Source organism: Stutzerimonas sp. R40042, assembly GCF_026642215.1.
Lineage (GTDB): Bacteria > Pseudomonadota > Gammaproteobacteria > Pseudomonadales > Pseudomonadaceae > Stutzerimonas > Stutzerimonas frequens.
The window spans coordinates 4,247,082-4,258,966 of sequence record NZ_CP113258.1; the positions used below are offsets into that span (position 1 = coordinate 4,247,082).

Annotated in this window: 9 protein-coding genes; 4 read left to right on the plus strand and 5 right to left on the minus strand. The window is 66.7% G+C overall.

Features of this window, described 5'->3' with window-relative positions:
* Positions 1 to 17 precede the first annotated feature (17 nt).
* The 4 genes from garD to kdgD all read right to left on the minus strand — a co-directional run bounded on the left by garD (position 18) and on the right by kdgD (position 5,665).
* A complete protein-coding gene (garD, locus tag OUY36_RS20000) occupies positions 18 to 1,571 on the minus strand; it encodes a galactarate dehydratase (protein WP_267938217.1) in 1,554 nt (517 codons plus the stop codon).
* A gap of 232 nt (positions 1,572 to 1,803) precedes the next feature.
* Positions 1,804 to 3,144 carry a glucarate dehydratase gene (gudD, locus tag OUY36_RS20005; protein WP_267935726.1) on the minus strand — a complete coding sequence of 447 codons (1,341 nt, stop codon included), beginning with the start codon at positions 3,142 to 3,144 and terminating at the stop codon, positions 1,804 to 1,806.
* Between the two features lie 93 nt (positions 3,145 to 3,237).
* Complete coding sequence (locus OUY36_RS20010; protein WP_267935727.1) at positions 3,238 to 4,680, minus strand: aldehyde dehydrogenase family protein; 1,443 nt, start codon at positions 4,678 to 4,680, stop codon at positions 3,238 to 3,240.
* Between the two features lie 73 nt (positions 4,681 to 4,753).
* Entirely contained in the window at positions 4,754 to 5,665 is a 912-nt protein-coding gene (gene kdgD / locus OUY36_RS20015; RefSeq protein ID WP_110778895.1) for a 5-dehydro-4-deoxyglucarate dehydratase, read from the minus strand.
* Between the two features lie 452 nt (positions 5,666 to 6,117).
* On the opposite strand from kdgD, the gene OUY36_RS20020 reads away from it, so the two are divergent.
* From OUY36_RS20020 to OUY36_RS20035, 4 genes are all read left to right on the plus strand, one after another.
* Entirely contained in the window at positions 6,118 to 7,512 is a 1,395-nt protein-coding gene (locus OUY36_RS20020) for an enolase C-terminal domain-like protein (protein ID WP_267935729.1), read from the plus strand.
* Between the two features lie 32 nt (positions 7,513 to 7,544).
* A complete protein-coding gene (locus OUY36_RS20025) occupies positions 7,545 to 8,513 on the plus strand; it encodes a tripartite tricarboxylate transporter substrate binding protein (RefSeq protein ID WP_110778893.1) in 969 nt (322 codons plus the stop codon).
* Between the two features lie 64 nt (positions 8,514 to 8,577).
* Positions 8,578 to 9,072 carry a tripartite tricarboxylate transporter TctB family protein gene (locus tag OUY36_RS20030; RefSeq protein WP_267935732.1) on the plus strand — a complete coding sequence of 165 codons (495 nt, stop codon included), beginning with the start codon at positions 8,578 to 8,580 and terminating at the stop codon, positions 9,070 to 9,072.
* Positions 9,073 to 9,082: 10 nt separating this feature from the next.
* Complete coding sequence (locus tag OUY36_RS20035; RefSeq protein WP_267935734.1) at positions 9,083 to 10,603, plus strand: tripartite tricarboxylate transporter permease; 1,521 nt, start codon at positions 9,083 to 9,085, stop codon at positions 10,601 to 10,603.
* Between the two features lie 36 nt (positions 10,604 to 10,639).
* Here the strand turns inward: OUY36_RS20035 and OUY36_RS20040 are convergent, their stop codons facing one another.
* Entirely contained in the window at positions 10,640 to 11,782 is a 1,143-nt protein-coding gene (locus tag OUY36_RS20040; RefSeq protein WP_267935736.1) for an L-talarate/galactarate dehydratase, read from the minus strand.
* Between the last annotated feature and the right edge of the window lie 103 nt (positions 11,783 to 11,885).

The following is an 11,885-nucleotide window of genomic DNA, read 5'->3' on the forward strand; positions in this document are numbered from 1 at the left end:
CGATACAGCGATGCTCGTCAGGTGATGGGCGCCGGGTTGAACAGCACCAGGTCATTGTGCAGCCGATGGCGCTCAGCCCAGGTCTGCTTGCGACCGCTGGCGACGTCCAGGTAGTAGTGGAACAGTTCCCAGCCGAGCGCCTCGATGCTCGCCCGCCCACTGGCGATGCGCCCGGCATCGATGTCGATCAGGTCCGGCCAGCGCTCGGCCAGTTCAGTGCGCGTCGCCACCTTGATCACCGGCGCCATGGCCAGGCCGTAGGGCGTACCGCGGCCGGTGGTGAACACGTGCAGGTTCATCCCGGCGGCCAGCTGCAGCGTGCCGCAGACGAAGTCCGACGCCGGGGTGGCGCAGAAGATCAGGCCCTTTCGCGCAACCCGCTCGCCCGGCCCGACCACGCCGTTGATGGCGCCGCTGCCGGATTTGACGATGGAGCCCAGGGACTTCTCGACGATGTTCGACAACCCGCCCTTCTTGTTGCCCGGGGTGGTGTTGGCGCTGCGATCGGCGGCGCCGCGCTCCAGGTAGCGGTCATACCAGTCCATCTCGGCAATCAGTGCGTCGGCCACTTCCGGCGTCTCGGCGCGGGCGGTGAGCATATACACCGCATCGCGCACCTCGGTGTTCTCCGAGAACATCACCGTGGCCCCGGCGCGCACCAGCAGGTCCGCCGCATAGCCCAGCGCCGGGTTGGCGGTAATGCCGGAGAAGGCGTCGCTGCCGCCGCACTGCATGCCGAGGATCAGCTCGCTGGCCGGCACCGTTTCGCGGCGGCGCTGGTCGAGCTTCTTCAGCCGCGTTTCGGCCAGGGCCATGATCTGCTCGATCATCTCGCTGAAGCCGCTGTTCGACTCCTGCAGGCGGTACAGCCAGGGGTCGCGCAGGTCCACCGAGGGATCGCCCTCGTGCATCACCTGCTCGGCCTGCAGCTTCTCGCAGCCGAGACTGACGATCAGCGCTTCGCCGCCGAGGTTCGGGTTGCGCGCCAGGTTGCGCACGGTGCGGATGGGGATGTAGGCGTCGCGGGCATTGATCGCCACGCCGCAGCCGTAGCTGTGGGTCAGGGCGACCACGTCGTCGACGTTCGGGTATTTGGGCAGCAGCTCGTCGCGGATGCGCTTGGCTGCATGCTCCAGCACGCCGGTGACGCACTGCACCGTGGTGCTGATGCCGAGGATGTTGCGCGTGCCGACGGTGCCGTCGGCGTTGCGGTAGCCCTCGAAGGTGTAGCCCTCGAGCGGGTCGAGCCCGGGCGGCACAGCGGTGGCGCGCGGCAGGCTGTCCAGCGGCGGTGCGCTGGGCATCCGCAACTGGGTTTCCTTGACCCAGCTGCCACGGCGCAGGGGCTCGAGGGCGTAACCGATGATCTGTCCGTAGCGGCGTACCGGCTCGCCTATGCCGATGTCGACGAGCGCGACCTTGTGGCTCTGCGGAACGGCCTCGACCGTAACCAGCCCGCCCTCGAACTGCGCACCGACCGGCACGCCGCCGTCATTGACCACCACGGCGACGTTGTCCGCCTCGTTCAGGCGGATGCAGCGCGGGGAATCCTGGTGGGGAATCAGTTGCACGGTTTCGCTCATGTCTGCTCCGGTTAGGGTCCGGTTGTTGTTCTGACGTCGTTTCGCTGGTGTCGCCCCGCCAAGCACGCGGCTTACCGGCAGGCCGCTGGTGGGCTGAAGCCCACCCTACGGTGTTGCCGGCTCTGTAGGGTGGGCTTTAGCCCACCGTGCGAGTTTCCCATCCGGCACGGACCCGTAGGGTGGATGGCCGAAGCCATCCGACTCCCGCCCGGCAAGTGGCTCAGCGCACCATGCAGGGCTTCTTGTTGTTGAAGGTCCAGTTGGGGATCAGGTACTGCATGGCGATGGCGTCATCGCGGGCACCCAGGCCTTTCTCCTGGTAGTGGGCATGCGCCTGCTCCAGGGCAGCCCAGTCCAGCTCGACGCCCAGCCCCGGCTTCTGCGGCACCGCGACCTTGCCGCCGACGATCTTCAGCGGCTCGCGGGTCAGGTGCTGGCTGTCCTGCCAGATCCAGTGGGTGTCGATGGCAGTGACGCGACCCGGCGCGGCGGCCGCCACGTGGGTGAACATCGCCAGGGAGATGTCGAAGTGGTTGTTCGAGTGCGAGCCCCAGGTCAGGCCGAAGTCGGCGCACATCTGCGCCACGCGCACGGAGCCGGCCATGGTCCAGAAGTGCGGGTCGGCCAGCGGGATATCCACCGAGTGCAGGCACACCGCGTGACTCATCTGTCGCCAGTCGGTGGCGATCATGTTGGTCGCGGTGGGCAGGCCGGTGGCGCGGCGGAACTCGGCCATCACTTCACGACCGGAATAGCCGTTCTCGGCACCGCAGGGGTCTTCGGCATAGGCCAGCACACCGTGCAGATCGCGACACAGGCCGATGGCTTCGTCCAGCGACCAGGCGCCGTTGGGGTCCAGGGTCACCCGGGCGTCGGGGAAGCGCTGGGCCAGGGCGCGGATCGCCTCGACTTCCTCTTCGCCGCGCAGTACGCCGCCCTTGAGCTTGAAGTCCTTGAAGCCGTAGCGCTCGTAGGCCGCCTCGGCCTGGCGGACGATGCGCTCCGGCGTCATGGCCTCCTCGTTGCGCACGCGAAACCAGGCGTCGTCGGAGTTGGATTCGTCGCGGTAGCCGAGGTCGGTCCGGTTGCGATCGCCGATGAAGAACAGGTAGCCGAGCATTTCCACTTCGTCACGCTGCTGGCCTTCGCCGAGCAGGGCGGCGACCGGCACCTCGAGGTGCTGGCCGAGCAGGTCGAGCAGCGCCGACTCCAGCGCGGTGACGGCGTGAATGGCGATGCGCAGGTCGAAGGTCTGCAGGCCGCGGCCGCCGGCGTCACGGTCGGCGAAGGCGCGGCGCACCTTGCCGAGCAGCGCGTTGTACTGGCCGATCGGTTCGCCGACCAGCAGGGCACGCGCATCGTCGAGGGTCTGGCGGATGGCTTCGCCGCCCGGCACTTCGCCGACGCCGACGTGGCCGGCGCTGTCCTTGAGGATGAGGATGTTGCGGGTGAACCAGGGCCCATGGGCGCCGCTGAGGTTCATCAGCATGCTGTCCTGCCCGGCGACGGGCACGACGGTGAGTTCGGTGATGCGGGGCGTGCCCGACATGGCGGTGGTCATGGGTGTCCCTCTGTTGTTCTTGTGGGGATGCGGCGCCCACCGGGGGCGCCGTGACGCAGTCTTGCGGCCGGACCTTTCGGCCGGCTTTCAACATCAGCCGATATAGGTGGTCTTCACCGTGGTGTAGAACTCCTGGGCGTAGCGACCCTGTTCGCGCGGGCCATAGGACGAGCCTTTGCGGCCGCCGAACGGCACGTGGTAATCCACCCCGGCGGTGGGCAGGTTGATCATCACCATGCCGGCCTGGGCGTGGCGCTTGAAGTGGTTGGCGTATTTCAGCGAGGTGGTGCAGATACCGGCGGACAGGCCGAACTCGGTGTCGTTGGCCATGGCCAGCGCCTCGTCGTAATCCTTGACCTTCACCACGTTGGCCACCGGGCCGAAGATTTCCTCGCGGCTGATGCGCATGTTCGGGTTGCTGTCGACGAACAGCGTCGGCGCCAGGAAGTAGCCGTCGCTGCCGCACTTCACCCGCTCGCCGCCGCAGGCCAGGCGCGCGCCCTCCTGCTTGCCGATCTCGATGTAACGCAGGTCCTGCTCCAGCTGCGCCTCGGACACCACGGGGCCGACGTCGACGCCCTGCTCCAGCGCCGGGCCGACCTTGATCTTGCTGATGCGCTCGACCATCGCCTCGACGAAGCGGTCATAGATGCCTTCGGTGACGATGATGCGGCTGGAGGCCGTGCAGCGCTGGCCGGTGGAGTAGAAGGCGCTCTGGGTGCACAGCTCGACGGCGACCTTGAGGTCGGCGTCGTCCAGCACGATCTGCGGGTTCTTGCCGCCCATCTCCAGCTGCACCTTGGCGCCGCGCGCCACGCAGGCCTGGGCGATGCCGCGACCGACGCCCACCGAACCGGTGAAGCTCACGGCATCGACGTCGCTGGCGTTGACGATGGCCTCGCCGACCTCACGGCCGCGGCCCATCACCAGGTTGAACACGCCAGCCGGGAAACCCGCGCGGGAGATGATCTCGGCGATGGCCCAGGCGCAGCCCGGTACCAGGTCGGCCGGCTTGATCACCACGCAGTTGCCGAAGGCCAGCGCCGGAGCGATCTTCCAGGCGGGGATGGCGATGGGGAAGTTCCAGGGGGTGATCAGGCCGATCACGCCCAGCGGTTCGCGGGTGACCTCGACGCCGACTCCGGGGCGCACCGACTGCAGCGTCTCGCCAGCCTGGCGCAGGCACTCGCCGGCGAAGAACTTGAAGATATTGCCGGCACGGGCGACTTCGCCGATGGCTTCCGGCAGGGTCTTGCCCTCCTCGCGGGCCAGCAGCGTGCCGAGCTCTTCGCGGCGGGCGAGGATTTCCAGGCCGACCTTTTCCAGCGCATCGGCGCGCGCCTGGATGCCGACGCTGGCCCAGGCCGGGAAGGCGCGGCGGGCGGCGGCGATGGCCTGCTCGACCTGGGCGGCATCGGCCTGGGCGTATTCGCCGATCACGTCCGACAGGTCGGACGGATTGGTGTTGGCCTGGTAGCGATCCGAGGCGACCCACTGGCCGTCGATGTAGTTGTCGTAGCGTTGTACGTCAGCCATGCAAACTGTCCTCTGGTGATGCCCGGCGCGACCGTGCGGCACAGCGGCGCCAGGAGGTCGGAAAAGGCCGCGCTTACTGCGCGCCCTGCTGTTCGATCAGCACCGCGAGGCGCTCGTACTCGTCGGGCTTCAGCTCGGTCAGTGGCGCGCGGACCGGGCCGGCGTCGTAGCCGGAAATTCGGGCGCCGGCCTTGACGATGCTGACCGCATAACCCTTGCAGCGATTGCGGATCTCCAGGTACGGCAGAAAGAAATCGTCGATCAGCTTGCCGACGGTTTCATGATCCTCACGGGCGATGGCCTTGTAGAAATCCATGGCGGTCTTCGGGATGAAGTTGAACACCGCCGAGGAATACACCGGCACGCCCAGTGCCTTGTAGGCCGCGGCATAGACTTCCGCGGTCGGCAGGCCGCCGAGGTAGCTGAAGCGGTCGCCGAGGCGGCGCCGGATCGACACCATCAGCTCGATATCGCCCAGGCCATCCTTGTAGCCGATCAGGTTCGGGCAGCGCTCGGCCAGCTGCTCCAGGTGCGTCGCGGTCAGGCGGCAGACGTTGCGGTTGTAGACCACCACGCCGATGTTCACCGACTTGCAGACCTGCTCGACATGGGCGGCCACGCCTTCCTGGCTGGCTTCGGTGAGGTAGTGCGGCAGCAGCAGCAGCCCCTTGGCGCCCAGGCGCTCGGCCTCCTGAGCCATCTGGATGGCGAGGCGGGTCGGACCACCGACGCCGGCGAGGATCGGCACGGTACCGGCACAGGTATCGACGGCGGTCTTGATGATCTCGCTGTACTCGCGCGGCTCCAGCGAGAAGAACTCACCGGTGCCGCCGGCGGCGAACAGCGCCGAGGCTCCGTACGGGCCGAGCCATTCCAGACGCTTGACGTAGCCGGCGCGGTTGAAGTCGCCCTGCGCGTCGAAGTCGGTGACCGGGAACGACAGCAGGCCGGAAGAGAGGATGGCCTTCAATTCTTGTGGGTTCATTATTCGAGCATCCTGAATGCATGTTGGAGAGGTACAAGGGCATCAGCCTTGAGATACGTTATCGTACAACTAAAAATAGTCCAACCGTTTTTTCTGCGGATTTTCTTCAGCGCTGAAAGCTGAATGAAAGCTTTCTGCTTTTCACTCGCTCGGCCAGGTCAATCACCGTGACAGCGGCAGCTTTAACGGCATAAGCAGCGGCAGACGACCCAGCTGAATGCAGCGATGATTTCGTTTGACAGGTGACGTAGCGAACTGTAAAAAATCCTCCATAGTCGTACGACGACCTATGACCACAATAACAATAGCGAGGCCCCGGACATGTTCCGCAATTGCCCGTCCCCTGCGCAGCCGCCGGCTGCCGACAACGTCATCCGCCGCGCTGCCTCAGCAGATGCGCGTACAGCGCCCACCCCGGTCGCTCGCCTCGCCTACAGCGGAGGCCGCGCACAATGAGCCAGCCGTTCAGTGCAACGCCCCGCGTCCAGAGCATGCAGGTCATCCCGGTGGCCGGCTACGACAGCATGCTGCTCAACCTCTGCGGCGCCCATGCTCCCTACTCCACCCGCAACCTGGTGCTGCTCACCGACAATGCCGGCAACACCGGTATCGGTGAGGTACCCGGTGGAGAGGGTATCCGTCAGGCATTGGAGCGCTGCCGCCCGCTGGTCATCGACCAGCCGATCGGCCTCTACAACCGCACGCTCAACAGCCTGCGCAGCGCCATCGCCGGCAACGCCGCCGGCACCCCGCAGGCGACCCGCCACGAGGTGACCTCCGAAGCCGAGGCCGCCGTGCTGCGCCAGCCGCACGAGATCAACCTGCGTATGGACAACGTGATCACCGCGGTCGAGGCCGCGCTGCTCGACCTACTCGGCCAGCACCTGCAGGTGCCGGTGGCCGAGCTGTTGGGCAGTGGCCAGCAGCGCGACGCCGTGCCGATGCTGGCCTACCTTTTCTATATAGGCGATCGCCAGCGTACCGACCTGCCCTACCTGGCCAGCACCGGTGAGGACTGGTACCAGCTGCGCCATCAGCAGGCGCTGTCCCCGGACGCCATCGCCCGTCTGGCCGAAGCCGCGCATGCGCGTTACGGCTTCGCCGATTTCAAGCTCAAGGGCGGCGTGATGCGCGGCGAGGAAGAGATGCAGGCGATCGCCGCGATCAAGGCGCGCTTCCCCGATGCCCGCGTCACCCTCGATCCCAACGGCGCCTGGTCACTGGACGAGGCCATCGCCCTGTGCAAAGGCCAGGGTCACCTGCTCGCCTACGCCGAGGACCCCTGCGGCCCAGAAAACGGCTACTCCGGCCGCGAGATCATGGCCGAGTTCAAGCGCGCCACCGGCATTCCCACCGCCACCAACATGGTCGCCACCGACTGGCGGCAGATGGGCCACTCGCTGCGCCTGGAATCGGTCGACATCCCGCTGGCCGACCCGCACTTCTGGACCATGCAGGGCTCGGTGCGCCTGGCACAGATGTGCGAGCAGTTCGGCCTGACCTGGGGCTCGCACTCGAACAACCACTTCGATGTTTCGCTGGCCATGTTCACCCATGCCGCGGCCGCTGCACCGGGCCGTATCACCGCCATCGACACCCACTGGATCTGGCAGGAGGGCCAGGAGCGCCTGACCCGCGAGCCGCTGCAGATCGTCGGCGGCCAGGTCCACGTGCCCGAGCGCCCGGGCCTGGGCATCGAGCCGGACATGGACCGGATCATGGCCGCCCATGAGCTGTACAGGAAGGTCGCCAGCGGCGCCCGCGACGATGCCATGGCCATGCAGTACCTGATTCCGGGCTGGCAATACCATCCCAAGCGGCCGAGCTTCGGACGCGCACCCGTCTGACCCGCAGTACCCCAACCACTGGAGATCGAACAATGAAAAAAGCGATATGCGCCTCCCTGGTATCCGCCGCAATGGCCTTCAGCAGCAGCGCCTTCTCTGCCGATGAGGTGAAATGGCCGACCCGCCCCGTACAGGTGGTGGTGATCGCCAACCCCGGTGGCGACACCGATTTCAATGCCCGCACTATGGCCAAGTACTTCAACCAGATCACCGGCAAGAGCATGGTGGTGACCAATATCGCCGGCGGCGGCGGCACCCTGGCCGCCGAACAGGTCAAAGGCGCGGCAGCTGATGGCAACACCATCCTCTTCACCCACCCGGGCCAGCTGATCGTCAACGAGGTTGCCGGCCTCACCGAGGACAGCTACGAGACCTTCGACGTGTCCTGCATCGCCGGCGTCGACAAGAGCACGGTGTTCGTCGCGTCCAAGCAGTCCGGCGTGACCAGCATGCAGGACCTGATCGCCAAGTCGAAGGCCGAACCGGGCAGCATCACCTACGGCACCGAGATGGGCAGCTTCTCCCACGTGCAGGGGCTGATGCTGGAGAAGCTGACCGATACCAAGCTGAAGATGGTCGACGGCGGTACGGTTTCCGACCGCGTGGTGGGCATGCTCGGCGGACGCCTGGACCTCGGCGCGATCACCTACGGCTCGGTGCAGGACTACGTCAGCGGCGGGCAGATGGTCGCGCTCGGCCAGCCCAACGAAGAGCGCAACCCACTGCTCGGCGAGGTGCCGACGCTCAAGGAGCAGGGCCTGGACATCACCATGGACAAGCCCTACGTGGTCGCCTTCCCGAAGGGCACCGACCCGGCCATCGTGAAGAAGATGGCCGACGTGATGAAGCAGATCACCGAGATTCCCGAGTACGCCGAGGAGCTGAAGAAGTTCAAGCAGCCGGTGGCCTACCACGGCACCGAAGAGGCCAAGGCGATTCTGGCCAAGACCCGCGAGGACTTCATGCAGTTCAAGGACGAGCTGCGTCAGGCCAAGAACTGATCCCTGACGTGTCGCCAGCCGGCCACGCCGGCTGGCTGTCTCTCCTCACGCACGGAGGTTTGCCATGACCACTGCGAACAAGAAAGAACTGATCATCGGCGTGGCCATGCTCGGCGCCAGCATCGCCTATCTGGTGATGGCCTACCGCGTACCCGGCCACGACGGCATCGATGCCGCCACCGTCCCTACCCTGCTGGCCTTCCTGCTCTGCCTGCTCGGGGCGCTGCAGACGCTCAGCGCCTTCGGCAACCGCGCGCGGCCCGCAGCCGAGAGCGGCGCCGACGCCCCGGAGCAATCCAGTACCAGCGTCATCGAGCCGCTGACCGTGCTGAAGACCCTCGGCCTGATCCTGCTCTACGTGGTGCTGCTCGGCCCGGTGGGCTTTCCGATCATGACCGCGCTGTACCTCTACCTGCAGTTCATCGTCCTGACGCCGGTGGACCACAAGGTCCGCCACCTGCCCTACGCGGCCATCGCAGTGGTCACGTCCATCGTCATCTACCTGCTGTTCCGCGAGGCGTTCGACCTGTTGCTGCCCGCTGGCCTGCTGAATTTCTGAGGAATCGACCATGCTCGAATTACTGCAGCAAGGCTTCGGTGCCGTCTTCTCGCTCAACATCCTGCTGCTGATGCTCGGCGGCGTCGCGGTCGGCATCGTCTTCGGCGCCGTGCCCGGTCTGTCCGCGACCATGGCGGTCGCCCTGTGCCTGCCGCTGACCTTTACCATGGGTCCGCAGGCCGGCCTGTCGCTGCTGGTCGCGCTGTTCATCGGCGCCACATCCGGCGGCCTGATCTCGGCGATCCTGCTGAAGATTCCCGGCACGCCATCGTCCATCGCCACGGTGTTCGACGGCGGCCCGCTGATGGAGCAGGGGCTGGGCGTGAAGGCGCTCGGCGTCGGCATCGTGTTCTCCTTTCTCGGCACCATCTTCAGCATCATCGCGCTGATGTTCATCGCCCCGCAGCTGGCCAAGGTGGCGCTGAGCTTCGGCCCGCACGAATACTTCGCCATCGCGGTGTTCTCCCTGACGCTGATCGCCACCCTGTCGGCCGGCTCGATGGTCAAGGGGCTGTTTGCCGGCACGCTGGGCATCGCCGTGTCCACCGTCGGCATCGCCCCGGTGGAGGCGGTGCGCCGCTTCACCTTCGGCGTCAGCGAGCTGAACGGCGGCTTCTCCATGCTCACGGTGATGATCGGCATGTTCGCCGTGGCCGAGGTCATCAAGCTCGCCGAAACAGGGCGGCACGCCGCGCGCAGCAAGGTCGGCTCGGTGAGCATGAAGCACATCAAGGGCTTCGGCTTCTCGCTCAGGGAGTTCCGCCAGGAGCTGCCCAACGCCAGCCGTTCCGGTCTGATCGGTCTGGCGGTGGGCATCCTCCCGGGGATCGGTGCCGGCACCTCCAACCTGCTCTCCTACATCGTCGCCAAGAAGCGCGCCAAGCAGCCGGAAACCTACGGCAAGGGCAACATCGGCGGCGTGGTCGCCAGCGAGACGGCGAACAACGCCGGCATCGGCGGCGCCATGATGCCGCTGATGACCCTGGGCATCCCCGGCGACACCACCACGGCGATCCTGCTTGGCGGCTTCCTGATCCACGGCATCCAGCCCGGGCCGCTGCTGTTCGTCAGCCAGGGGCCGCTGGTCTACACCATCTTCGCCGCGCTGCTGGTGGCCTCGGTGATGATGCTGTTCATGGAGTTCTACGGCCTGCGCCTGTTCATCAAGCTGCTCGACGTGCCCAAGCACATCCTCCTGCCGATCATTCTGGTGCTCTGTGTGGTCGGCGCGTTCGGCCTCTCCAGCCGGCTGTTCGACGTCTGGTCGATCCTGCTGTTCGGGCTGCTCGGCTACGGCTTCGTCAAGGCGGGGATGCCGGTCGCGCCCTTCATCATCGGCTTCATCCTCGGGCCGATGGCCGAAACCAACCTGCGCCGCGGCCTGATGCTGTCCGATGGCAACTTCGCCGCCTTCGTCAGCAACCCCATCGCCGCGACATTCCTCGGCCTGGCCCTGGCCTTCGTGCTCTGGCAGCTGTACAGCGCCGTGCGGCCACGCAGCGGTGCCATCGCGCAGGCCCTGCGTACCTAAACCGACGCCCTTCTTCCGGCCGGAGGAGGGTTTGGCTCAGCCGCGCCGACCGAACGCATCGCTTGCCAGCGTCCAGCCCGCCACCCGCTCGCTGAGGCTCAGCCCCAGTCCGAGCCGGGTCGGCACCTGCATGCAGCCATCGCGGATCTCGAGTCGTTCCTGGAACAGCGGCTCGAGCCATTCGAAATGCTCGACCCACGTGGCATGTTCGTAGGCCGCAGCGAGGTGGATATGCAATTCCATGACGAAATGCGGCGCCATGATGATTCCGCGCCGCCGCGCCGCCTCGGCCACCTGCAGGAACGGCGTGATGCCACCAATGCGCGGCGCGTCATGCATGATCACATCCACCGCCGCGCGCTCGACGAAGGCACAGGCCTCGGCCGCACTGGCGAGCATCTCGCCGCTACCTACCGGGGTGACCAGCTGCGCGGCCAGGGCGGCATGGCCGTCCAGATCGTGGACGTCCAGCGGCTCCTCGATCCAGGTCAGGTCGAACTCCTCCAGCGCCCTCCCCATGCGCGCCGCGGTGGTGCGGTCCCATTGCTGGTTGACGTCGACCATCAGCGCCACATCCGCCCCCAGCGCCTCGCGCAGCGCCCGCACGCGGCGCAGGTCCTCGCGCCGGTTCGGCTGGCCGATCTTCAGCTTGATCCCGCCGATACCGCGCGCGCGGGACGCCTCGGCCTTTTCGATGACCTCCTCGATGGGCGCCTGCAGATAGCCACCGGAGGTGTTGTAGCAGGGCACCGCGTCGCGATGGGCGCCGAGCAGCTTGGCCAGCGGCAACTCGGAGCGGCGCGCCTTGAGGTCCCACAGCGCCGTATCGAAGGCGGCGATGCTCTGCAGCGCCAGGCCGCTGCGCCCGATCGAGGCGCTGGCCCAGCTCAGCCGGCTCCACAGGCGGGCGATGTCGTTGGGGTCTTCGCCCAGCAGCAACGGCGCCAGTTCCCGCGCGTGGGCATATTGCGCGGGGCCGCCGGTGCGCAGGCTGTAGCTGAAACCGAGGCCGTGATGCCCCTGCTGCGACTGCAGCTCGACGAACAGCAGGCTGACCGACGCCAGGGGCAGCTGTCGCCCGGTAAGCACCTTGGCGTCGCTGACGGGCCGCTGCAATGGCAACTCCACAGCACGCAGGCCGATCCAGCTGATGCGGTCCGCTTCATAGAGGTCGCTCATTCGTGTGTCGCCGCCTCGTCAATCAGGGAATGAGCTGGATAATCTCCCCGAAGGATTGATACGGTCTAATTCATTTCTGCACTCGATTGATACCAGGAACGGA

Bases quoted from the DNA above. Each gene is read 5' to 3' on its own strand.
- gudD (WP_267935726.1), bottom strand. From the start codon at position 3,144: ATGACCACCGCCATGTCGGGCACGCCCCGCATCACCGAACTCACCGTC.
- OUY36_RS20035 (WP_267935734.1), top strand. From the start codon at position 9,083: ATGCTCGAATTACTGCAGCAAGGCTTCGGTGCCGTCTTCTCGCTCAAC.
- kdgD (WP_110778895.1), bottom strand. From the start codon at position 5,665: ATGAACCCACAAGAATTGAAGGCCATCCTCTCTTCCGGCCTGCTGTCG.
- OUY36_RS20020 (WP_267935729.1), top strand. From the start codon at position 6,118: ATGAGCCAGCCGTTCAGTGCAACGCCCCGCGTCCAGAGCATGCAGGTC.
- OUY36_RS20010 (WP_267935727.1), bottom strand. From the start codon at position 4,680: ATGGCTGACGTACAACGCTACGACAACTACATCGACGGCCAGTGGGTC.
- OUY36_RS20040 (WP_267935736.1), bottom strand. From the start codon at position 11,782: ATGAGCGACCTCTATGAAGCGGACCGCATCAGCTGGATCGGCCTGCGT.
- OUY36_RS20030 (WP_267935732.1), top strand. From the start codon at position 8,578: ATGACCACTGCGAACAAGAAAGAACTGATCATCGGCGTGGCCATGCTC.
- OUY36_RS20025 (WP_110778893.1), top strand. From the start codon at position 7,545: ATGAAAAAAGCGATATGCGCCTCCCTGGTATCCGCCGCAATGGCCTTC.